We start from the raw sequence: 20,397 nt of genomic DNA, 5'->3' as shown, positions 1-20,397 counted from the left end.
GGCCCGTAACTGGAGGGCATTGAGATGTTCGACAGTCAGAGTTTGGATCGACAGATGAAGCCGGCGAGCGGTCAACCTGGTCGGCCGACCAGTTGGCGAGCCACCCTATTGGCGGTCACCGTTCTGACAGCGGCCGCGTTCGCGCTCGCCGGCGGCGCTGCCGCCGGCGAGATCAAGGATCCGCCACGCTGGAAGAGCGGCAACGATTTCTCGTCACTGAAGGAGTGGAATCTGCAGGGCGAGAATATCGTCCCGCGCGGCGTCAATCCGCTCTATTACCCGATCATGCCGGGCCACAAGCACGCGCTTGAACGGCCCGATCACCCAGACGGCAAGTATCGCAAAGAGACCGTGGTGCTGGATACCACCGAGGATTTCGATATTCCCGGGCTTGGCAAATTCAAGACTGCGGTTGTGCAGGAAGAAGAACGTGTCGACGGCGTGCTGACGCAACGCGCTATCAACTGGCTGGCCCTCGATAAGACCACCAACAGCGTCTACTCATTCGGCGGGGTAAGTTGGGAAATCAAGGAAGGCAAGCCGATTTTCGCTGGCACGTGGCGGGCGGGCGATCCTGACGGCGACGGCGTCACCGAGCCCGGCATGTTGATGCCCGGCGCTTTCACGATCGGTGATCGCTATATCGCCGCAGGAAGCAAGAGCTTGGCCTTTGGTGGCTCCGAGAACATGGAAACCGGCATCGAAATAAAGGTTCCGGCCGGGACCTTCAAAGGCTGCGCCCGGATCCGCGAGCAGGATCTGATCAAGCTGAACGAAATCACCGACAAGGTCTGGTGTCCAGATGTGGGGGTCGTGAGCGACAGCTCCGACGGCAAGCTCGTCATTTCAAACGCGCTCCCGGCCAGCAATCCGGCCTCCAACGTCTCAACCGTCGGAAAGGCAAGCGACAAGCCTTTGAAGCAAAAGTCTCCGGTGGCGAAGATTTCGGCTGCCGAGGCCACCAAGATCGCGCTTGAGCGAATGCCCGGAAAGGCCACTGACGTGAAGATTGAAAAGAAGCTCGGCAAGAGTGTCTACGTGGTCGAGATTCAGACGTCGCGCGGCGAGAAAGACGTTTTCGTCGACATCGAGTCCGGAAAGATCCTCGGTACGGAATGACATGGATCGGCCGCCTCGGCGTGATTCCGGCGCGCCGAGGCCAATCGATCGAAGGAAGACGGCAATAAAAGGTGCCGCTTCGGAAATGTTGACAGGAGAAACTGAACACGAACTTTGTGTGGTTCTTTGCCGGAAGGGATAGCGTCATGAAGAAGACGATCTGCGCGGGTCTGTTCGCCGTCCTGCTCGCGCCAGCGACAGCGGCGGCGCAGGCACAGGCACCGAAGGGCCTCGGCACCGAGGAATTCGGCATGTCGCCACGCGAACTGGTTCAGGCGATCGAGAAGACCGAGGAACTGATCGCGCGCTGCATGCGCGAACAAGGCTTCCAGTACATCGCGGCTGACCACAACACCGTGCGGGCGGGCATGACGGCGGACAAACAACTTCCGGGCCTCAGTGAGGAGGAGTTCGTCAATCGGTATGGCTTTGGCGTATCTACCTTCTACACGGGTTTGCCGCCTCAGCTGTCCACCGGCTACAACCCCGCCCGCGTCGGTCTGGGCGAACGCAATGTGCAGATTTTCCGCAAGCTTTCCCCCGCGGATCAGGTCGCCTACAATCGCGCATTGCTCGGCGATGACGTGTTCAGCACCCTCGCGGTCGCTCTGGAGACCGAGGATTTGTCGCGTACCGGCGGTTGCACACGCAAGGCGCTCACTGAAACGTTCAAGCCCGATCAGTTGAAGGCCAGCCACTACAATCCCCAGGATGCGCTGATCAACAAGGACCCGCGGATGAAGGCCGCGATTGCGTTCTGGCAACGGGAAATGAAGAAGGCCGGCTTCGAATACGGCCATCCGGACGAAATCGAGCCCGACCTGCGGAACCGGCTCAGCGCGCTGACCGAGGGCGGCAAGCTGTTGGTAATCAAGATGTCACAGGACCAGAAAGCCGCGCTGAGGAAATTGCAGGATTTCGAGCGCCTGGTCTCGGTCAGAGCCCATAAGCTGCATGAGGAGGTGCTGACGCCAATCGAGGAGAAGATCCAGGAGGAGCTGTTCTCCCGGAAAGTGCAATAGACCAATTAGGATGTACACTCCCATACTTCCCCGGATCGGTGACGATGAGTAATCTCCTTTCCTCGCAGTGCATCGCATGAAGAAGGACGCAACGCTTCCTACGAAGATGGCCCGCACGCTGTCGATGGCGGGAGGGACTACGGCATGATCGCAAAGCGCATAAACGTTCTCTGGGCTATCCTGGGCGTGGTTGGGGGCATGGCGCTTGGCGCTTGGTACATGGGCTCCAGGATCCAGTCTCCGGCAGAAATCGCGGCGCGCACCGCAGCCCCAGAGGCATCTCCGATCCTCGTGCCTGTTGAGTCGCGTGTACTGAGTTCCGATGTGGTCACCCGCGGCACGGTCCGCTTCGGGCTGCCTCAGCCGATTTCGATCGCGCCTTCGACGGTCAAGGGCGCCGTCGGGCTGATCTCGTCGCTGCCGCGGCCGAATGCGAACTTTGGGGAAGGCGAGGTGATTCTATCCGCGTCCGGTCGTCCGGTCTTTGTCCTCAGCGGCGCCGCACCGGCTTTTCGCGACATGGCGCCCGGAACCAGCGGCGGCGATGTCCGCCAGCTCGAAGAAGCCCTGGCTCGTCTTGGCTTCGATCCGGGCACAGTCGATGGCAATTACGATCAGAAGACATCCGGCGCCGTCGAGCGCATGTATAAAAAGGCCGGGTGGGATCCGTTTGCACCGACGCGCGAACAACGCGCGGCCGTTGCCGCGCTCGAGCGAGAGTGGTCGGATGCCGCGCGGGCCCAGCTTGCGGCCGAGGCCACGCGCGAGACCGCGGTGAAAGCCGTCGGTGCCGCGCGGGCCACCGCGGAGCAGAACACGCGACAGGCGGCCCTCGACAGCGCGGCGCGTGTTGGCGATAGCCGCCAGCTGGCCGACGCGCGCGCCGGCAAATCGCTCGCGCTTGAAGCCGAACGCGCTCGGGCCGCGCATTCCGCGACCGCGGCCAGTGCCGATGTCGCCACGCAAGTCGCCGATCGTGCCCTGATCGTTCTCGATCCGCGCCAGACCGAAACGGCGCGTGCCGCGGCCGAGGCCAAGCTCAAAGTGGCACGTGCTGCGCAGCGCAAGGCGAAGCTGGAAGCCGATCTGGCGATTCAGACCGCGGCGCGCGAGGCCGGCCTGGCCGACGAACGGATCCGGGTTGCCGAGGGAGCCGTGAAGGCGGCCCGCCTGGAAGGAGAGCGCAACGTGCGCGCCGCGCAGGAACAGCAGACGCTCGCCGAATTCGATGTCCAGGCCGCAAGCGAGCGAGCAGGGCGGCTGGAACGCGAACTCGCGACCGCGCGTGCGAAACTCGGAGTGCAGGTGCCCGCGGACGAGGTCGTATTCATCCCGTCGCTTCCGATCCGCGTCCACGAGGTGAGCGCTGCGGTCGCAGCCAATGCTTCCGGGCCGGTCATGAGTGTAACCGACAACCAGCTCAGCATCGACTCGCAGCTGCCACTTGAGGCCGCGCCGTTAGTAAAGCCCGGGATGAAAGTCGCGATTGACGAGCAGGCGCTTGGGATCAAGGCGACTGGCGTCGTCGAGACGGTGGCGACCACACCCGGCACGCGCGGCGTGGACGGCTATCACTTCTATCTCGGGGTCAGGGTAGAGACCACACCGGTGCTCCTGGCCGGGTTTTCCGTCCGGCTGACAATCCCGATCGAAACGTCGAAGGGCGCGGTCACCGCGGTGCCGACCAGCGCGGTATCGCTTGCGGCCGACGGCACGTCGCGCGTGCTGGTCGATCGCGGCGGCAAGCAGGAATTCGTCACCGTGCAACCGGGGCTTTCGACGGGCGGCTATGTCGAGGTCAACATCCCCGATGGGGGGCTTGCCCCCGGCCAACTCGTGGTGGTGGGGTATAAAACAGCCGAGCCGGCAGCAGCGAAATGAGGCTCATGGAAGACAAGCGGCCGGAGGTGCCGGTCAAGGCAGTTCCTGCCGATGCCGACCATGTGCTCGATCTGCGTAAAGTGTGTAAGCAGTTCGGGACCGATCCTGCGGTCGACGCATTAGTTGATGTGGATCTCGTGTTGCGGCGTGGCGAATGGCTGTCGATAACCGGTCCATCCGGCTCGGGGAAATCCACCCTGTTGAATATCCTCGGTTGCCTCGATCGGCCAACCAGCGGACAGTACGTTTTTGATGGTATCGAAACAACAAAGCTGAGCGAGAATGAGCGGGCCGGGCTGCGCAGCCGGCGCATTGGATTCATCTTTCAGTCATTCCACTTGCTCCCTTATCGCACGGTCCTCGAGAACGTCATGCTGGCGGAGGTATACCGTCGGCACACCGGACGCGGGCGTCGCGAACGGGCGATGGAGGAAATTCGTCGCGTCGGCCTCGAGCATCGCGCAAATTTCCTGCCTTCCAAATTGTCTGGCGGCGAATGCCAGCGGGTGGCGATCGCCCGCGCCCTGATGGGTTCACCGAGCCTGCTCTTGTGCGACGAGCCGACCGGCAATCTTGATTCCAAGAATACTGGGTCGATCCTGGATTTCTTCACCGAGCTCAACAAGGAGGGCATGACGATCGTCGTTGTCACGCATGACGAAAACGTCGCGCGCCGGGGCTCGCGCCGGGTCAACATGAAGGATGGCGAGCTTTTTGGGGGAAGCGAGACGGGATTGCCACCTCCATCCAGAGCGCGCATCGCGGCGTCGGGGATCACGATGCGTGACCTCGTCTCCGAAGCCATCGCCGGGGCGATCGCGCGTCCGGCCCGTATGGCGCTGACGGTGCTTGGCATCGTGATCGGCATGTCGGCGCTGGTCGCCACCATCGGTCTGACGCGAACCGCCGGTAACCGCATCATCAGTCAGTTCGATCAACTCGCGGCTACGGAATTGTTCATCACGGCCCGGCCGGGAATGGCGACCGGCACGATTGATCCGCGGGCCATTCCATGGGACGCGCCGGAACGGCTGGTCCGGCTGAACGGTGTCGTGGCCGCGGGCCTGCTCAGCGACGTCAATGTCCACGACATGCTCGTCAGCGCCTCGCCGGTGGTGGATCCGTCCAATCAGACCGCATTCAAACTGGCGGTGCGCGCCGCCTCGCCGGATTTATTCCGCGCGGTGCGCGCCGACCTCGCCTCGGGACGGTTTATCGACGGGGGGCATTCTGCCCGCGCCGAGCGAGTTGCGATCCTCGGCCCCGATGCCGCGCGCCGCCTGGGCATCGCTGGAGTAGAGCGGCTGCCCGCGATCTATGTCGGCGACGAGCTCTATCTCGTGATCGGTATCCTCCGTGATGTGGTGCGAAAGCCGGAACTGCTTGGTTCGGTCATCATTCCCGAGGGCACGGCGCGACGGCATTTCAGCCTGTTCGGGCCTGGTATGGTGGTCGTGGAGACCAAGATCGGCGCCGCTTCCCTGATCGCGCTGCAGGCGCGGGCGGCGCTGCGGCCGGACGACCCACGCACGCTTCGCGTGCAACTGCCGCAGGAGCCGCGGCGCGTGCGCGACGACGTGCAAACCGATCTCAATATGATGTTCCTGCTGCTGGGGGGCCTGTCGCTCGTGGTCGGCGCGCTTGGGATCGCCAATATCACCCTGGTGGGCGTGATGGAGCGAACGGCGGAGATTGGACTGCGCCGCGCCATTGGCGCCACTCGTCGCCACATCGCTTCACAGTTCCTCATCGAGAGCGCGTCCATGGGCGTCGTGGGGGGACTGCTCGGATCAAGTGTCGGCGTGCTGATCGTGGTGGGTGTCTCGGCGTATCAGGTCTGGACTCCAGTGCTCGACCCGCTCGCTCCCTTGCTTGCGCCAGCTGTTGGCGGCGTGATCGGTCTGCTGTCCGGAGTCTACCCCGCCTCGCGCGCCGCCGCGCTTGAACCGGCCGAAGCGTTCCGACATTAGGGCATGTCCTCAAATAGCGGATTCCTAAGGCGCCGGGTTGGGCTCCGGCGCGTATTCAGCGAAGCTGTTGAACGGCACGAGGCAGCGGTTTTCTGGCTTCAGCCTGCCGCGCCAATGCGGGGACGAGGTGTTGCGAATGTTTGTCACTGGCGGACCACCGGTTCGCGTCGGCGGCGGCATTTCCCACCGCATCAGAGTCATTTCGATGAGCCGGATAATCGGGAAACACGCCCGGCATCGGCGCGAGGTTGCCGACATAGCGATTCACCAAGCGGAACAGCGCGCGAATGGCTTCTTGGTTGGGGGTGATGCTTTAGAGATTGCACATAATAGCAACACTACTGCTTATCCTTCGGGGCGGCCCCGCCCGTCACGTCGGGGACCGACGTCGCACTCGACTCTTCGACTGGCGTACCTGTTCTTAACTCCGGCGCGACTGCATTCGCCCGCCCAGAGCTTCGTCCCTTTGACCGTTCCGACGAGCTTGCAACCAACGGGCGCCCTCGACTTCGCCTGAACGAACGGCTTCGCGCTGACGGTAGGTCGCTTTGCTGGTGTTGCATCTTGAGCGAGCGCAATCGTAGGCGAGACATCCATACCGATCTGATACGCGAATTTGCGCTTGCGCATCTCAATGCTTAGCGTCTCGTCATTACCCATCTCTCCCACCGTGGAGATCGCGTTCGGCTGCGTGTGACACCCCTAAAAGCGAACCTTCAACGGGGCTACCAATTTGTCAGTTCCCTTCCATTGTTCTCCCGCAATCCGGGCAAGCGTCTTCGAGCCCATTAGCCGAATGAATCGTACGCCTCCCAATCCGAGGCCCACGGTGCCGGGAGGGAAGCGCTCGACCGCATAGTTTTAGAATTCGCCCGACAGCGCGGCGACAAACGGTAGCGCGCGGAAGGGCAGAATCCGCTGGTGGAACCGTTCCGAAGGGATTACGCTAATTTCTGTCACAGCCCGGTCCGTGGCTCTTATCTGTGATGAGAACGCTCGGTTGCGCTCCCGCCTTCCTCATGGAAAGGAGCAGCGCAATGCCGCAGCAGCGACGCCGCATCAAGCACGAAAAGACATTCCAGGACCGTCTGGCCGAAGGGGCCCTGCGATTTAGGGAGGCCGCTCAAAAGCTACCTCCCGGCAGCCATGCCCAAGAACTCCTTTTGCGACGAGCCAGGCAAGCTGAGACCGCCTCGCATATCGACGAGTGGCTAACTTCGCCGGGATTGCAGCCTCCAAAGGTTTTGGAAAACTTACTGTCCGATCAGAACAAATAGTCAGGCCGTCAGATATGCAGGATTATCTGGCGGCACAGGAACGTTTGCGGAAGGACGCGGCCGAGGCTGCGCTGATCCGGGATCTCGCTACGGCCAGTGCCAAGCGAGACTTCTTCGATCGATTGCACTGTCATTTAAATCGGCTTGCGGACGAAATTGAGCAAGCCCTGAACACGCGAAACACGGCGTAAGGTCGCCTTTGTTGGCGGCCTCTTTCGTAAACGCGGGGACGCGAAAGTAGGCGGCACATGACCAATGTACCATCCGACACGCCACGTATCTGGCGTAAACTCATGAGAAAGCCTATCAAGGTGGATGCGGTCGCGAACGCGGCTGGCGTCATCGTCGATTTGCGTGATCAGGAGCAGGGCTTCGCATTGCCGGGGCTGTTGTTCGAGCAATTGCCATTTGCCGTTTATGCCGGGACGGTCTCGTTCTTCGATACAACCGCCGCGCTGCCGAACTATGGGGCCGGTCGCCTAGACTCGGCGATCCCGATGAACGGTTTTGCGGATCGTATCGAATGTTCCGCCCCGACGGCAGTTTGCTCCCGCACCATCAATGCCCCATGGCAGATGTGCTGCGCACCGGCATTTCCGTGCGCCAACAGGAAGTACACATCGAGCGGCCTGATGGCTTGCGCGGCATTGCACTTGTTGACATCGAGGCAATCAAGGATAGCGGTGGAAACGTTGTCGGTGCCGTCAACTGCTTCCAGGATATAACGGAGCGCAAACGCAGCGAGGAGGCCGCGCTACGGCTCGCCGCTATCATCGAATCCAGCGACGATGCAATCGTCAGCAAGGACCTCGAAGGCATCATCACGAGTTGGAACGGCGGCGCGGAGCGCGTTTTTGGCTATACGGCCGAGGAAATCATCGGCAAGCCCATTATGCTTCTAGTTCCACCCGGTCAGCAAAAAGAGGAAGAAGCGATCATGGAGCGGATTCGGCGCGGCCAGCGCGTCGACCACTTCCAAACCGTTCGGCAGCGCAAGCATGGGAGTTTGATTAACATTTCGCTGACCGTCTCACCGGTCAGAAACGCTCAAGGCATCGTCATCGGCGCATCGAAAATCGCTCGCGACATAACTGAGCACAAACGCAACGAGGCGCAAATCGTCAATCTGGCGCGCGAGGCCGAGCATCGAACAAAGAACATCTTGGCCACAGTGCTGGCGACGGTGCGTCTTTCTAAATCCGATACGTCAGATGATCTTAAAGAGCTGATCGAAGGGCGGCATCGAAGCCCTCGCAAAGGTCCATACGCTGTTCGTGGAATCCCGCTGGGCGGGAGCCGAGCTTCACCGTCTGGCCGCGCAGGAGCTTTTGGCTTACAGCGGGGAGAAAGAGGCGCGCGTGCGAATTGAGGGGCCAGCCGTTATGCTGGAGCCGAGCACAGCCCAGACTACTGCAATCTCCTTGCACGAGCTTGCGACCAACGCGGCAAAATACGGATCGCTGTCGGCAGCGGAGGGTCGCGTTGAAATCTCATGGTCCGTTACAGCAAACGGACGGCTCAGCTTGCGCTGGATCGAATTGGGCGGGCCGACCGTCACGCCGCCCACGCACCGCGGATTCGGCACACGCATTATGGAAAATATGATTGGCCAACTCAAGGGTGAGGTGCAGTTCGATTGGCGCGACCAAGGGCTCACGTGCGAAATCGTCTTGCCCCTTTCATAGGCCGGGCCGCTACGCGCGGCTGAAGTAGGGTGCTAGAGCTAACGACGCCATGGCTGCGCACTGCCGCGGCGAGTCCCAGCGATTCATGGAGTAGTCTGTGGCGGGGCATAACGCCATAAGCAACGGATGAGGCTCGGCCGATGTCAGCTTCTGGCGTAAACGGACATGCGTGTCGTCGCTCGAAGCCACCTTATAGCACTGGTGGACGTCCCCTGATTGTTCGAGATTTCAGGAAGCAAGTACAATGCCCGCCGTTGCAGTCCAAAGTGCGACGGGTTTTTTGAGTGAGTGTCAATTCTCATTAAAGCCGAGTTCGCCACGCTGAAGACCAGGCGCCCAAGGGCGCCCAGTGCCTCCACGAAATCAAGTTCGACGGCTACCTACTCGGGTTCACTTGAATGGCGGGCGAAAGAAAGTCTTCTCTCGCAACGGGCTGGATTGGACCAAATGGTTCTCGGTCATTGCTGGTGCCCTCGGGAGCCCTTTCCATAAAACGAAACCGCCACCGAGCCGAATAATGCTCAGTGGCGGTGCGCTGGAACTGGAAATTGCAATCCTCCAGTAACCGTATGTCGGGGCGAGGTGCGATTAGGTTCACTTCTTCTGAGCGCTGATGCTAATTACATAGATCGGCTTTCGTCGCGCGTCGGTTACCTCAAGGCTCCATTCCTGGTCGGGCCGAAACTTTCCGTCGATGTCCTTGAGCAGCTCGCCTGCTGTTGTCGTGGCCTGACGCCAGGCGGCTTCGTCGTCCTGCAGCTCCACGCCCTCGTCATCGAAACTAGCGGTCCCGTTGAGCACATTGAAATAATACCGCGGCATGTCGGGAAAATGCAGAGCAAAACACATGGTTCCCGAAGGGCCTCAGGTCTCGTGTACAAAGTCCTGACGGCTCAGCTCACCTCAGCACCGCATCCAGTAGCTGCCGCGGATCATAGGGCTTCATCAGAAAATGGGTGCCGTGCGGCACGTAGGGCGTTCCGTGACCAGAGACCATTACGACATTCAGATTAGGGAATTCGCGCTTGGCATACTGCGCAAGTTGCACGCCCGACATCTCTCCACCGAGCACGACATCGGTCACGAGGGCCCGGAGTTCAGGGCCGGTTGAAGCCAGCACCAGTTCCGCGATACCTCTCCATTGGCACACTCCACCACCTCCAGGCCCTCGCTTTTCAGCAGATCGGCGAGGCACTCGCGCTGGAACGCATCATCTTCCACAACAAGGGCTACGAAATTCGACATCATTGCCTCCGGTAAAATAACAAACCCCGGAATTCGCAATGGTTTCATCGCCATCCCCAGCGGCGTCCTTGGGATGGATCGGTCGTGCTCGGGCTGTTGCACCTGGCGACCGAAATTTACTTGTGTGCACTTGTGGACATACGCTCGCGTTAAATAGTGGTACATTCATAATCATCACAGCCCGGTTCGTGGCTTTTATCTGTGATGAGAACGCCTGGTAGCGCTCCCGCCTTCCTCTAATGGAAAGGAGCGCGCCACGATCATCAAGCGGCGGCGTGTCAAACAAACAAAACCACTTCAAGAGCGGCTTGTCGAAGAGGCTCAAAGGCTCCGAGACGAGGCGAAGCTGCTACCCTATGGATTAGTTCGCGAAGGCGTCTTGAAAAAGGCGCGGAAGATCGAAGCGGCAGCCCATATGGACGATTGGCTTAACTCGCCGGGCCTGCGGCCGCCGAAGGAGGACGATACACCAGGGCCGAGTTAATTCGATTGCCCGCCGTGGACATCCGAAACGCTTCTTTGCCCGTCAAGCGAACGGCTCGGCGCGGACCGGCGTGAAGGTGACGAAAGTCCGAGCTCGATCGCAAGTTACTCCGGCGCGTCAACTGAACCGATGTTATTCGACTTGTTCGATCGCGGCAGGCATTTTTGCTACCGACATCAGCGACCGAGCGACCTGGTTGAGTAACTGATCCGAATTCTCTTCTTCAGCCAGCGACTTCGACAACAGTGCGACGACGGCGCTGTGGCGTAGTTGTTGGGCAAGATTCTTCGCCGTCGTGTAAGCCGAGATCTCATAGTGCTCAACACGCTGCGCCGCTCCGATCAGCGCAAGGTCCGCGGCCGCATCTTCCTTTTCCTCGCCTTCGGTCATGACCTCCTGGCCTTCCTCCACCAGCCCCATCATGCCCTTGCAAGGTTTGGCGCGGGCGGTCTTGCCGAGCAGCTCGAAGCATTCGTTAATACGCTCTACCTGGTTTTCGGTCTCGACGAGATGCTGCTCGAACAGCTCACGCAGCTGATCGAAGCGCGCTGCCTCGGCCATCTTCGGCAGCGCCTTGGTCAGTTGCTTTTCCGCGTGCAGGATGTCGCGGAGCTCGTCGATCAGCAGGTCAGTCAGGCCGGCTTGCTCGGCCGGCGGCGAACTTTCTGTGACGATGGCGCTGGCGCCCGGTTCGGCCTGAATGGCCGGTGATTCCGTGAACACCCAGCCGTTGCCTTCGTTCCAAGGCCCGCGGGTGTCGATCTCGCCATGCTCTCCGGCTCCGGTGGAGTCGTTGAAGAACTGGTCGACCAGTCCCGGGGTCGGCGCGATGCGCCCGATGCTGAAGGCTGGCTTGCCCATGCTCTCGAGCGCCAGCGCGAACGCCTTCATGTGGGTGATTTCGCGGGTCATCAGGAACTGAAGCGCGTCCTTGGTGCCGGCGTCGTCGCAGAAATTAATCAGCCGCTCGTAGACGATCTTTGGCGCGCGCCTCGGCGGCGATGTTGCTGCGCAGGTCGACGTCGAGTTCGCCAGTTATCTTTAGGTAGTCGGCAGTCCAGGCGTTGCCTTGGGAATTGAACAGGTTCACGCCACCGCCGCCTGCGATCGCAATCAGGGGATCGGCTTCGGCAGCCTGGCGGTCGAACTTCATCGGCTTGAGGTGCATGCGCGCCAGCGTGCCGACGATTTCAAGATGACTCAGTTCCTCGGTGCCGATGTCCATCAACAGGTCCTTGCGGTCCGGATCCTCGCAATTGAGTCCCTGTATCGAATATTGCATTGCGGCCGCGAGTTCGCCGTTGGCGCCGCCGAACTGTTCAAGAAGCATATTGCCGAAACGGGGGTCCGGTTCGTCGACGCGGACGGTGAACATCAGCTTCTTGACATGGTGATACATGGAGCGCCTCGGGAGGTGGGAGGAAATATCATCCTGAACGGTGGCCGGTGTCGTTTGTTCCTACCGGGCGAAGGATTCCGTCCGAGGCTATCGTCGAGTAGGAGATCAGGCTGGTCGTGCGAATAAACAGCGCACCACGGACTTCGATAGGAACATTGGTAGCCGCATGCTGTTTTCGCCGATCTTGGCCAAGTCGGGAATGGAGAGGCAAATGACCCAGACGGCTCGCGATATATTTGTGGTCGGCTTGAGAAACGCGCATGCGATGGAAATCCAGGCGCGCGAACTGATGGAACGGCAATCCGAAAGGCTGGATGACTATCCGGAGGTGAAAGCAAAAGTCGCCACCCATCTTCAGGAGACGAACCAGCAATTGCAGCGCCTGGAGCGGTGCCTGGAGGCGTGCGGTGAGAGCACCTCCAGCCTCAAGGATACGGTCCAGTCGGTCGCGGCGAATGCCATGGCAATGGCACATTCCATGGCGGGCGACGAGATTTTGAAGAATACCTTTGCGAACAACGCGTTCGAGCACTTCGAGATCGCCGCCTATAAATCGCTGTTGACGCTCTGCCCGGCGGCCGGCATGGAATCCGCCCGCGCTCCGCTTGAAACCTCGTTGAAGGAGGAAGAGCGCATGGCGGCTTGGATCGATGCCAACGTCGCAAAGGTCACGATGGAGTACGTGCGCCACGAACAGCAGGCCGCGTAAGTACATCCCAATGATTGGTAGATCCCCGCGCCGAAGCGAGCCGGCGGCGGCGCGGGTCCAAACTGCAGACATATCTGGGGGCGCACATCCGGCCGAGGAGGCCGCCCCCTGGTCGACACGAGACTGATGCGCAGGTCGCGATGAGCCGACACTCACGCGAGATCCCCGTACCCAAAAGGAGACGACGTGTGACCCAACCGACTGAAAAGGATATTGAGAACCGCGCCTATGAGATCTGGGAGCGGAGCGGCAGACCCGAAGGCAGAGAGGATGAATTTTGGCAGCTGGCGGAGCAGGAGTTGCGAAACGAGGACAAGTCATCTCCCGTCCGCACTCCCGACACCCTGTAACCAGACGAGAAGTGCTTACCGGATGGACCACTCCGCAGCAGCTGAAACCATATTGTTATACTTTGTCCTGCCTCTTTGGTTATTGGCAGGTTTTGCTGATTACCTTTGCCATCGAGCTTCACGGATTGAGATTACGAGCGGTTATAGGGAAACTCTGCTTCATCTATTGATGTTGATCGAGGTGGCGATACCCCTGCTGGCGGCGCTATTTTTTGAGATCAACGCACTCATTATAGCTGCTATGATTGCCGGTTTTGTTGCGCACCAGTTGACAGCACTGTGGGACACTACGTTCGCCAGTCACAAGCGGCTCATCACGCCCATCGAACAGCAGGTGCATAGTTTTCTGGAACTGATGCCTCTCATGGCGATGGTTATCGTAATTATCTTGAACTGGCCGCAATTCCTCAGCCTCTGGGGATTTGGTTCTGAGGTGGCACGTTACGAACTCGTCTTTAAGCGAGACCCGTTACCGTGGAGGTACGTCGCCGCATTCTTATCCGCAGTCCTGCTGTTTGAAGTGCTGCCCTATTTGGAGGAATTCGTTCGGGGTTTTAGGTCGCGGAAGAGCGCTTAATCACCGAGCACGGAGGACCATCGTGAAGATAGCCGTCATTGGAGGGACAGGCCTGCTAGGCTCCGCGATTGTTGCTGACCTATCCTCGCGCGGCCATTCGGTCATTTCCATGAGTAGACGCGCCGGCGTTGCGAGTCCGGCGGCGATCTCGGTCGACCTTAATAAGGCGACGTCTCCGTCCTACTGGCTGCCTTATCTCGATGGCGTAGAGGCCGTAGTGAATTGCGCCGGGGTGCTCCAAGACAGCTCAAAAGAATCGACTTCAATGGTCCATCACCACGGCATTGCGAATCTCTTTGCCGCCTGCGAGCAACTCAAAATCCGCCGGATCATTCATTTTTCCGCCATCGGCGTGGACCGTGAAACCCCCAGCGCTTTTTCAGAAACAAAATTGTCTGGCGACAAAGCTCTGATGGAGCGTGACCTCGACTGGATCATTTTGCGACCCTCCGTGGTGATCGGTCGCGCTGCCTATGGGGCCAGCGCGCTCATGCGAGGTCTGGCGGCCCTCCCGGCTCTTCCGGTGATGCCGAACACGGGACAGCTCCAGATCGTTCTTCTTGAGGACGTCGTGCGAACCGTGAAGTATTTTCTCGACCCCGGCGCGCCCACACGGAAGATTGTCGAACTGGTCGGACCGGATCGCTATTCTTTCCTCGAAGTTGTAGCACTCATCCGCCGTTGGTGCCGCTGGTCTCCTGCGCGGGAGGTCCACTTGCCGAATTTGGCTTCGGGCGTGATGTACAAGATCGGCGATATGATTTCGCTTTTGGGCTGGCGGCCTCCCGTACGAAGCACTGCTGAGCGGGAGATCAGGCGAGGCGCGGTTGGCAATCGTGAAGACATGAAGCGGCTTGGGCTGCATCCAAAAGGCCTGCCGGAATTCTTCGCCTCGGAACCAGCTTCCGTGCAGGAACGCTGGTTTGCGCGTATGTATTTGCTGAAGCCAGCGATATTTGTCGTCTTGTCGCTGTTCTGGATCTCAACCGCTTTTGTCTCGCTGGGGCCGGGCTGGGGCTATGGCGTGGGCCTCATGCGCGAGGGCGGCGTCGAAGGTATGAGCGCGGCGCTTACAGTGGTCGCCGGCGCACTAGCCGACCTGGCAATTGGACTCGCGATTGCCTATCGTCCAACCAGCCGCTACGGGCTCTATGCGGCCATCGCCATCTCCATCGCCTACGCTGTCATCGGGACCATACTTGTGCCTCGCCTCTGGGCGGATCCTTTAGGACCGATGTTGAAGATCTGGCCGATTATCGTACTGCATTTCGTCGCATTAGCTGTTCTCGATGATCGATAATGCTGTATTTCGTTCTCAAATACTTACATATCGTTGGCGCCGCGGTTTTGCTTGGCACGGGATCGGGCATTGCTTTTTTCATGCTCGCGGCTCACCTCGGCGGAAAGCCTACCGTTATCGCAGGTGTCGCCCGAATTGTTGTGATAGCGGACTTTATCTTTACGGCTACCGCTGTCGTTGTGCAGCCCGTCACAGGCTCGCTGCTTGTGCTGCACGTCGGCTACTCATTCTGGGATGGGTGGATCGTGTGGTCCATGGTGCTGTATGTGATCACAGGGGCACTGTGGTTGCCCGTCGTCTGGATGCAGATGCGCCTGAGGGATCTCGCCTCAGCCGCAGCGGCGGAAGGCTCGCCTCTTCCTGATGAATATCATCGGATATTCTGGCTTTGGTTTGCCTTCGGCATTCCAGCGTTCATCGCCGTCGCTGCTATATTGTGGTTGATGATAGCCAAACCCCAAATCGCGTTTTTTTGACTATGGTGGTTAGCCGAGCAGCAGTGGATGCTTCTTGAGCTTCATCCTGCGAGCTCGCAGTTAACTGACAACGAGGCGGCTGCCATTCAAGATGGTCGAGCGGTTAGGAGAGGAGCTCTGTAAAGCCGCCAATCATCTTCAAGAGCGCCCGGTGCTCAGGCGCGCCTCTATTCTTGACCAAAAAGTCTGGAAGTTCGGTTCTTGTAGCGTTTTCGCCATCAGGGAGATTCGCTTCGTGCAAAATGAAGACATCTTGGCCATGTCGACAGAGCCACCAGCTATCGCCGTTTTCGCTTTGATGGATCTTGCGTTGGTGGCTTGAGGACATGGAAAACTCCTTCCCGCAAACCAGCTGAACAGAAAGCCGTTCCAACTGCCGCACGTTTAGGACGGCTTCTTGTGCCGCAAAGCGACTGGCCTTTCAGTCGTGAGTCGTGGAGTAAGAAAGGAGCTATCCCGACCAATACAGCATTCAGAACCCGTCGCGGACCCCGAATCAAGATCGTACATCACACTCTTAACCTACGCGGTGTTCTCGCAGGTATTGCGAGCTGCCGAGATGGACCAAAGCAAGCCCTAACGTTTGCCGATCCCTCCTCTCCTACCGAGCCGGATCAGGGAAAATAATGCTCCGCCAACCACTGCGATCGAATGGGACCCATGCGTCCTCTGGTTGGGAAAGCCTGTCCGCAATCGCAAGCAACGCGGCTGGATTCGCGGCCATTCCGCAATGGCTTCCTTCGACCTCGATGCTTTCCGACCAGGCAGAGGTTTTTTCGACACAGGCTTGCCACGCGCAGATTCCATCCGTACGGCTGAAAATCGCGGTGGTCGGTACTGGAGGAGCTTCTCCAATCGAGCCACCAAATTCGTCGTGCGCGGCGTCCACCGATTGGCCGCTGGCCAATTCGTAAACTCGCCACGCATTTGTAGATTTGGGATCGCCCGCGAACGGGCTTCCAAGCGTGATCACCGAGCGAACGCGATCCGGCAATATTTTCGCGAGTTCGCGCGCATAGACGCCGCCGAGGCTCCACCCCACTATGCTGATCTTTCGCCTGTGCGCATTGCTAAGATTGCGCACGAGATCGAGCATTTGATCCTGAACGCCGTCACGAAGACCTCGATTGAGTCCCAGTCCCCAACCCCTGACATCGTAGCCACGGCCCGTCAAAAATTGACGCAGGGGTGTCGTTAAATCATCGCCGGCCATAAGCCCAGGGAGGACCAATATCGGATGTCCATCGCCTTTGGCGGCCAAATTCAGCAGGGGTAAGAGACTGAGAAACGCCCCAAACTCGTGCAAGGCTCGTCCTTCGAGGAGCATAAGAATTCTTGACGGCGGACGGTGGAACTGAGCGGCAATAGTCGACATTCGGATTTCCTTTTTGCGGTGCAACAAGAAGGAAACCCAAGTTACTGGTGATCGTTCCTAAACTGCGCGCTCTTAGTGGAAGCTACTTATATCATGCGAAAGGGAGTTGGCGCGGACGACGTTTCGCAGCTAGCGCTTCGATTTGCTGATCTGGTCATGAAACCCCAATATGGGTATGCAAAGTTCCAGCGCCAAACCTTACACCGGAAAGGATACGCGGCCGAGCATGCGCCGCAGGGCCGTCGCGTTTTGGGGCGCGTAGGCGTCATTATCGTTATTGAAGTAGATCCAGACTTTCTTGGCGCCGCTCGCTTTAATCCTGTCCGCCCACGTTGCTAGTTCGCTCTTTGAGTAATCGTGCCGATACCATCGCTTGGGGCCATGCAGACGGACATAAACTTCATCGGCCGTCCGGATAAGCTCGTCGGGCAAGCGTGGCCCGCTGCAGGAGCAGAAGATAATTCCGGCTTTTCGGAACGCACCATAAGCTTCCTCATTCCACCAGCTGGTGTGCCTAAACTCCACAACGTTGCGGCGCGCAGGATCGAGCTGGCTCACGATCGCGTTCAGCCGCGTTTTTGTATAACGGTAGCTCGGCGGGAGCTGGAACAGAAAGCAGCCCATTTGCTCGCCCAGAATATCGGCGATCAATCCAAAATCCCGAATGAGCGTCTTCGTACCCTTGAAGCGCTTCACATGCGTGATGTGCTCGCAGACCTTCACGGTGTAAACGAACCTCTTCTTGCCGGGCTGGCGCCGCCAGGCCTGGACGTTGGCAACCGTCGGCCACGAGTAAAAGGATGCATTGATTTCGACGGTGTCGAAGCGCTTCAGGTAATGCTCCAACCAATCTTCTTGTGGCACACCGGCATAAAACGAATCCCGCCATTTCCAGTAACGCCAGCCTGAGCAGCCGATATAGACCGATGGCCTCAAATCAGGCGGACCCTTTTGGCTCACAGCTTCCATCCTGAGCCTCGCGGCGTGCATCTTCGCGGCGCGCCCGATGTTATCATCTCGCTGCTTTGCGCGGCGGAGCTGCCGCCGCTCGCGGCGCTCCTCAGGCGTCAATTCCTTCCATTTTTCCGTTGTGCGCGCGCGTGGCATGATCGTCTTTCCCGACTTTCTAACGCGCGAACAGGCGGAAGGGGTTCCCAGTCCCAGAAAAACGTCCCATACAAATTGCAAAGGAAAGGTGCTCGGCATGAAAATCGATGTGGTCGTTGTTGGCGGCGGACCTGCCGGATTGAGCGCTGCCCTGATACTTGGACGATGCCGTCGCCAGGTCCTGCTTTGCGATGATGACCAGCCGCGCAATCGCGCCTCTAGGGCCATCCATGGGCTGCTGGGGCACGAAGGCCTGCCTCCCTCCGCATTCCTGGAAGAAGCCCGGCAGGAATTGACACGCTATAAGTCGGTTTCATTCCGAGGGACGCGGGTGACCGATATCACGCCTGCCGAAGACGGCTTTGCGTTTGACTGTGCCGATGGCACCGGGGGCGTCGCTTCGAAGGTCCTTCTCGCCACGGGCATTGTGGACGACCTCCCCGACATCGCGGGGGTGGGGGATCTATATGGGGTATCGGTTCATCACTGCCTGTACTGCGATGGGTTTGAATACGTCGGCAAACCCGTGGCTGCGCTCGGCAAGGGGGATAAGGGAGCGGACCTTGCAGTCATGATGAAGCACTGGATAGCGGATGTCGTGGCTTGCAGCGACGGCACCGAGGTCAGCGGGGATGCAGCGCGAAAGTTGAAGCAGCATGGGATCCCGCTGCGGAGCGAACCTGTCGTGGCCCTCGAAGGCACCAGAGGGCTCCTCACGAAGATCAAGTTCAAAAGCGGTCCCGATCTGGAGCGGTCAGGTCTGTTCTTTTCAACCGGTTGCCATCAGGCGTCTGACCTGTCCCTGCGCCTGGGCTGCGTACGCGATGAAAAAGGAGGCGTCATTACGGACCCGGCTACGGAGGAGACCAGCGTGCCGGGCGTATATGTGGCCGGTGACGTGTCACGGGACGTTCTTCTCGTATCGATCGCGATCGCGGAAGGCGCCAAAGCGGCGGTCGCTATCAACAAGGCCTTTCTGCGCCGTGACGGATTTTGCGACTGACGCCGCTCTCTTACGATTTGATTTCCTTCTCAGCCTTCGGAAACCAGCGCCAGACTCCGAGCACGTTGATCAGAAGGAGAATGACGTTCTGGATGATGAGCGATGGCTTGTTTTCAAGCCAGCCATCAGCCATCCAGGCAATGGAAGCTACGATGAAGATAACAAAACCGGCGACGGTAATGCGAGCATTCCAGTTAGCGGCCACGAGCGCGGCTGCGACCACCGTCGTCACCGCCGCAAACGTTCTTAAGATCGTGAGTTCTTCCATTCCGCCATCCGTCATAACCGCCTGATTTCCTGAGCCCGTATTACGACCTCCTCTCGGGAAAGTTCCCTCTCGAGCCGCTCGCGCAGGTCCTTCCAGTACTCCGGCTCCAGCTGATCCGTCATGACTTCGATGATTGCGATATTGTCGCTCTTGGTCGTTCCGTTGCTCCGCCACAGCCCATGGCCTGGGGCGCGTATGAAGCTGGTTGCCCCGCCAAACTTCTTGGTCAGCTCGGTCAATAAGTCCTCAAACCATCCTTGCCCGATGTGCTTGCCGTGGCCTGTTTCCTTGGGAAGCAGGATCTCGACAAGATATGACGTCAGCGCGGCGCTCATGGTTACCTGACGCGCCAACTTTCAAGGAGCGTATCTGTCGACACGCATTCCACCTGCTGGCCGAACCGGTTCGTGTAAACATTCATCATTGCGTCGTGGGTCTCGTCCGCCGAGCTACACAGTGCGTCCGTCACGAGGATGGCCCGGAAGCCCCAGTCGACAGCGCCCATCATGGTTGCAAGCACGCAGACGTCGGTTTCGCCGCCGGTGATGATGACGGTGTCTATTCTGGCGCCGCGCAGCTGGTGATGCAGGTTGCTCCCGGTCCAGGGGGAATACACAGGCTTGTCGAAAAGGCGGGCGGGAGGAACGAACTTCGCCAGCTCCGGGATGACTTCTATCATGTTTGCGCCGAGCTCATCGATAGTCATCGACGCCCAACGCTCATAATAATGCCGCCACATCCCCACGCCCTGACCGGAATGTTGTGCTGGAATGAAGCGCGTAAAGATAGTCCGCTCGGAATGAGAAGCCGTGATCGAAATGATATTGGGCAGCACGCGCTTAAGCCATGGCATCTTCCATTGCGTATCTTCCGCGAACATCCTTTGCATATCGACGCACAAATGCACTGCGCTTTCGCCGGGCGGTCCATACCGTAACGCATCGCTCTTTGACATAGCCCTTCATCCCTGAAAGCCAGCTCCAACGGTGGCCGAAGAACTTGGTTCCTGCCGAAAGGGTTGCGCCGCGCCCCTGCGGCAATGACGCAGAGATGCAGCTCAGCGCAGGGCGAGAGCGAGTTCGCTCCTGAGCCAGGACACAAGGCCCCTCTGTGCGAGGGATCGTACCCATATGAGACGCAGGCTCGGGCG

Annotated in this window: 21 protein-coding genes and 3 pseudogenes; 14 read left to right on the top strand and 10 right to left on the bottom strand. The window is 59.4% G+C overall.

Annotated features, from left to right (window positions below; all coding sequences use genetic code 11):
• Window positions 1-108 precede the first annotated feature (108 nt).
• From IVB22_RS39700 to IVB22_RS39685, 4 genes are all read left to right on the top strand, one after another.
• Window positions 109-1,119, top strand: coding sequence for a PepSY domain-containing protein (locus tag IVB22_RS39700; protein ID WP_247522568.1), 1,011 nt, complete (start codon window positions 109-111; stop codon window positions 1,117-1,119).
• 146 nt (window positions 1,120-1,265) lie between these two features.
• Window positions 1,266-2,141 carry a hypothetical protein gene (locus tag IVB22_RS39695; protein WP_247522567.1) on the top strand — a complete coding sequence of 292 codons (876 nt, stop codon included), beginning with the start codon at window positions 1,266-1,268 and terminating at the stop codon, window positions 2,139-2,141.
• A 144-nt stretch (window positions 2,142-2,285) separates the two neighbouring features.
• Window positions 2,286-4,022, top strand: coding sequence for a peptidoglycan-binding protein (locus IVB22_RS39690; RefSeq protein ID WP_247522566.1), 1,737 nt, complete (start codon window positions 2,286-2,288; stop codon window positions 4,020-4,022).
• Window positions 4,023-4,027: 5 nt separating this feature from the next.
• Window positions 4,028-5,992, top strand: a complete 1,965-nt coding sequence (locus IVB22_RS39685) for an ATP-binding cassette domain-containing protein (protein ID WP_247522565.1) — start codon at window positions 4,028-4,030, stop codon at window positions 5,990-5,992.
• A gap of 33 nt (window positions 5,993-6,025) precedes the next feature.
• Here IVB22_RS39685 and IVB22_RS39680 read toward each other — a convergent pair.
• Window positions 6,026-6,302 (bottom strand): annotated as a pseudogene (locus tag IVB22_RS39680) (SOS response-associated peptidase); the annotation flags it as partial.
• 727 nt (window positions 6,303-7,029) lie between these two features.
• Here IVB22_RS39680 and IVB22_RS39675 point away from each other — a divergent pair.
• The 4 genes and pseudogenes from IVB22_RS39675 to IVB22_RS39660 all read left to right on the top strand — a co-directional run bounded on the left by IVB22_RS39675 (window position 7,030) and on the right by IVB22_RS39660 (window position 8,954).
• The gene (locus IVB22_RS39675) at window positions 7,030-7,269 is read left to right on the top strand and encodes a hypothetical protein (protein ID WP_247522564.1); all 240 of its coding nucleotides are present in this window, start codon (window positions 7,030-7,032) and stop codon (window positions 7,267-7,269) included.
• Between the two features lie 14 nt (window positions 7,270-7,283).
• On the top strand, window positions 7,284-7,460 hold the full coding sequence (locus IVB22_RS39670) for a hypothetical protein (protein WP_247522563.1): 177 nt from the start codon (window positions 7,284-7,286) through the stop codon (window positions 7,458-7,460).
• A gap of 185 nt (window positions 7,461-7,645) precedes the next feature.
• A pseudogene (locus IVB22_RS39665) lies at window positions 7,646-8,326 on the top strand (PAS domain-containing protein); the annotation flags it as partial.
• A gap of 325 nt (window positions 8,327-8,651) precedes the next feature.
• Entirely contained in the window at window positions 8,652-8,954 is a 303-nt protein-coding gene (locus IVB22_RS39660; RefSeq protein ID WP_247522562.1) for a hypothetical protein, read from the top strand.
• A 594-nt stretch (window positions 8,955-9,548) separates the two neighbouring features.
• Here IVB22_RS39660 and IVB22_RS39655 read toward each other — a convergent pair.
• From IVB22_RS39655 to IVB22_RS39640, 3 genes and pseudogenes are all read right to left on the bottom strand, one after another.
• Window positions 9,549-9,776, bottom strand: a complete 228-nt coding sequence (locus IVB22_RS39655) for a hypothetical protein (protein ID WP_247522561.1) — start codon at window positions 9,774-9,776, stop codon at window positions 9,549-9,551.
• A 76-nt stretch (window positions 9,777-9,852) separates the two neighbouring features.
• A complete protein-coding gene (locus tag IVB22_RS39650) occupies window positions 9,853-10,104 on the bottom strand; it encodes a response regulator (protein ID WP_247522560.1) in 252 nt (83 codons plus the stop codon).
• A gap of 711 nt (window positions 10,105-10,815) precedes the next feature.
• Window positions 10,816-12,082, bottom strand: a pseudogene (locus tag IVB22_RS39640) (DUF892 family protein).
• 211 nt (window positions 12,083-12,293) lie between these two features.
• On the opposite strand from IVB22_RS39640, the gene IVB22_RS39635 reads away from it, so the two are divergent.
• The 5 genes from IVB22_RS39635 (at window position 12,294) to IVB22_RS39615 (ending at window position 15,494) form a co-directional block, all read left to right on the top strand.
• Window positions 12,294-12,791 (top strand): ferritin-like domain-containing protein, encoded by a 498-nt coding sequence (locus tag IVB22_RS39635; protein WP_247522594.1) that lies wholly within the window; start codon window positions 12,294-12,296, stop codon window positions 12,789-12,791.
• A gap of 188 nt (window positions 12,792-12,979) precedes the next feature.
• A complete protein-coding gene (locus tag IVB22_RS39630; RefSeq protein ID WP_247522559.1) occupies window positions 12,980-13,141 on the top strand; it encodes a DUF2934 domain-containing protein in 162 nt (53 codons plus the stop codon).
• A gap of 22 nt (window positions 13,142-13,163) precedes the next feature.
• Entirely contained in the window at window positions 13,164-13,718 is a 555-nt protein-coding gene (locus IVB22_RS39625; RefSeq protein ID WP_247522558.1) for a hypothetical protein, read from the top strand.
• 19 nt (window positions 13,719-13,737) lie between these two features.
• The gene (locus IVB22_RS39620; RefSeq protein ID WP_247522593.1) at window positions 13,738-15,018 is read left to right on the top strand and encodes an SDR family oxidoreductase; all 1,281 of its coding nucleotides are present in this window, start codon (window positions 13,738-13,740) and stop codon (window positions 15,016-15,018) included.
• Window positions 15,018-15,494 carry a DUF2269 domain-containing protein gene (locus IVB22_RS39615; protein WP_247522557.1) on the top strand — a complete coding sequence of 159 codons (477 nt, stop codon included), beginning with the start codon at window positions 15,018-15,020 and terminating at the stop codon, window positions 15,492-15,494. Before IVB22_RS39620 ends, IVB22_RS39615 begins: the two co-directional genes overlap by 1 nt.
• Window positions 15,495-15,597: 103 nt before the next feature.
• Here IVB22_RS39615 and IVB22_RS39610 read toward each other — a convergent pair whose 3' ends face one another.
• The 3 genes from IVB22_RS39610 to IVB22_RS39600 form a co-directional block, all read right to left on the bottom strand.
• Window positions 15,598-15,822: a hypothetical protein gene (locus tag IVB22_RS39610; RefSeq protein ID WP_247522556.1), complete on the bottom strand. Its 225-nt coding sequence runs from the start codon at window positions 15,820-15,822 to the stop codon at window positions 15,598-15,600.
• Window positions 15,823-16,095: 273 nt separating this feature from the next.
• Entirely contained in the window at window positions 16,096-16,869 is a 774-nt protein-coding gene (locus IVB22_RS39605; RefSeq protein ID WP_247522555.1) for a triacylglycerol lipase, read from the bottom strand.
• 198 nt (window positions 16,870-17,067) lie between these two features.
• Window positions 17,068-17,976: a DUF72 domain-containing protein gene (locus IVB22_RS39600; protein WP_247522554.1), complete on the bottom strand. Its 909-nt coding sequence runs from the start codon at window positions 17,974-17,976 to the stop codon at window positions 17,068-17,070.
• On the opposite strand from IVB22_RS39600, the gene IVB22_RS39595 reads away from it, so the two are divergent.
• Window positions 17,975-18,979: an NAD(P)/FAD-dependent oxidoreductase gene (locus IVB22_RS39595; protein WP_247522553.1), complete on the top strand. Its 1,005-nt coding sequence runs from the start codon at window positions 17,975-17,977 to the stop codon at window positions 18,977-18,979. The genes IVB22_RS39600 and IVB22_RS39595 overlap by 2 nt on opposite strands.
• A 10-nt stretch (window positions 18,980-18,989) precedes the next feature.
• Here IVB22_RS39595 and IVB22_RS39590 read toward each other — a convergent pair whose 3' ends face one another.
• The 3 genes from IVB22_RS39590 to IVB22_RS39580 are packed head-to-tail and all read right to left on the bottom strand — an operon-like array spanning window position 18,990 to window position 20,202.
• The gene (locus IVB22_RS39590) at window positions 18,990-19,247 is read right to left on the bottom strand and encodes a hypothetical protein (RefSeq protein ID WP_247522552.1); all 258 of its coding nucleotides are present in this window, start codon (window positions 19,245-19,247) and stop codon (window positions 18,990-18,992) included.
• Between the two features lie 11 nt (window positions 19,248-19,258).
• Complete coding sequence (locus IVB22_RS39585) at window positions 19,259-19,582, bottom strand: hypothetical protein (RefSeq protein WP_247522551.1); 324 nt, start codon at window positions 19,580-19,582, stop codon at window positions 19,259-19,261.
• Between the two features lie 2 nt (window positions 19,583-19,584).
• Window positions 19,585-20,202 carry a cysteine hydrolase family protein gene (locus IVB22_RS39580; protein ID WP_247522550.1) on the bottom strand — a complete coding sequence of 206 codons (618 nt, stop codon included), beginning with the start codon at window positions 20,200-20,202 and terminating at the stop codon, window positions 19,585-19,587.
• Between the last annotated feature and the right edge of the window lie 195 nt (window positions 20,203-20,397).

The organism is Bradyrhizobium sp. 190 (assembly GCF_023073415.1).
Lineage (GTDB): Bacteria > Pseudomonadota > Alphaproteobacteria > Rhizobiales > Xanthobacteraceae > Bradyrhizobium.
Note: the sequence above shows the minus strand (reverse complement) of the source record. Positions and strands in the feature narration are given on the sequence as shown.

What these genes read in the sequence shown, in the direction of transcription:
- IVB22_RS39605 (WP_247522555.1), bottom strand. Translation starts at nt 16,869, where the DNA reads ATGTCGACTATTGCCGCTCAGTTCCACCGTCCGCCGTCAAGAATTCTT.
- IVB22_RS39600 (WP_247522554.1), bottom strand. Translation starts at nt 17,976, where the DNA reads ATGCCACGCGCGCGCACAACGGAAAAATGGAAGGAATTGACGCCTGAG.
- IVB22_RS39670 (WP_247522563.1), top strand. Translation starts at nt 7,284, where the DNA reads ATGCAGGATTATCTGGCGGCACAGGAACGTTTGCGGAAGGACGCGGCC.
- IVB22_RS39690 (WP_247522566.1), top strand. Translation starts at nt 2,286, where the DNA reads ATGATCGCAAAGCGCATAAACGTTCTCTGGGCTATCCTGGGCGTGGTT.
- IVB22_RS39590 (WP_247522552.1), bottom strand. Translation starts at nt 19,247, where the DNA reads ATGGAAGAACTCACGATCTTAAGAACGTTTGCGGCGGTGACGACGGTG.
- IVB22_RS39685 (WP_247522565.1), top strand. Translation starts at nt 4,028, where the DNA reads ATGGAAGACAAGCGGCCGGAGGTGCCGGTCAAGGCAGTTCCTGCCGAT.
- IVB22_RS39580 (WP_247522550.1), bottom strand. Translation starts at nt 20,202, where the DNA reads ATGTCAAAGAGCGATGCGTTACGGTATGGACCGCCCGGCGAAAGCGCA.
- IVB22_RS39625 (WP_247522558.1), top strand. Translation starts at nt 13,164, where the DNA reads ATGGACCACTCCGCAGCAGCTGAAACCATATTGTTATACTTTGTCCTG.
- IVB22_RS39610 (WP_247522556.1), bottom strand. Translation starts at nt 15,822, where the DNA reads ATGTCCTCAAGCCACCAACGCAAGATCCATCAAAGCGAAAACGGCGAT.
- IVB22_RS39660 (WP_247522562.1), top strand. Translation starts at nt 8,652, where the DNA reads ATGCTGGAGCCGAGCACAGCCCAGACTACTGCAATCTCCTTGCACGAG.
- IVB22_RS39655 (WP_247522561.1), bottom strand. Translation starts at nt 9,776, where the DNA reads ATGCCGCGGTATTATTTCAATGTGCTCAACGGGACCGCTAGTTTCGAT.
- IVB22_RS39585 (WP_247522551.1), bottom strand. Translation starts at nt 19,582, where the DNA reads ATGAGCGCCGCGCTGACGTCATATCTTGTCGAGATCCTGCTTCCCAAG.
- IVB22_RS39595 (WP_247522553.1), top strand. Translation starts at nt 17,975, where the DNA reads ATGATCGTCTTTCCCGACTTTCTAACGCGCGAACAGGCGGAAGGGGTT.
- IVB22_RS39635 (WP_247522594.1), top strand. Translation starts at nt 12,294, where the DNA reads ATGACCCAGACGGCTCGCGATATATTTGTGGTCGGCTTGAGAAACGCG.
- IVB22_RS39615 (WP_247522557.1), top strand. Translation starts at nt 15,018, where the DNA reads ATGCTGTATTTCGTTCTCAAATACTTACATATCGTTGGCGCCGCGGTT.
- IVB22_RS39675 (WP_247522564.1), top strand. Translation starts at nt 7,030, where the DNA reads ATGCCGCAGCAGCGACGCCGCATCAAGCACGAAAAGACATTCCAGGAC.
- IVB22_RS39695 (WP_247522567.1), top strand. Translation starts at nt 1,266, where the DNA reads ATGAAGAAGACGATCTGCGCGGGTCTGTTCGCCGTCCTGCTCGCGCCA.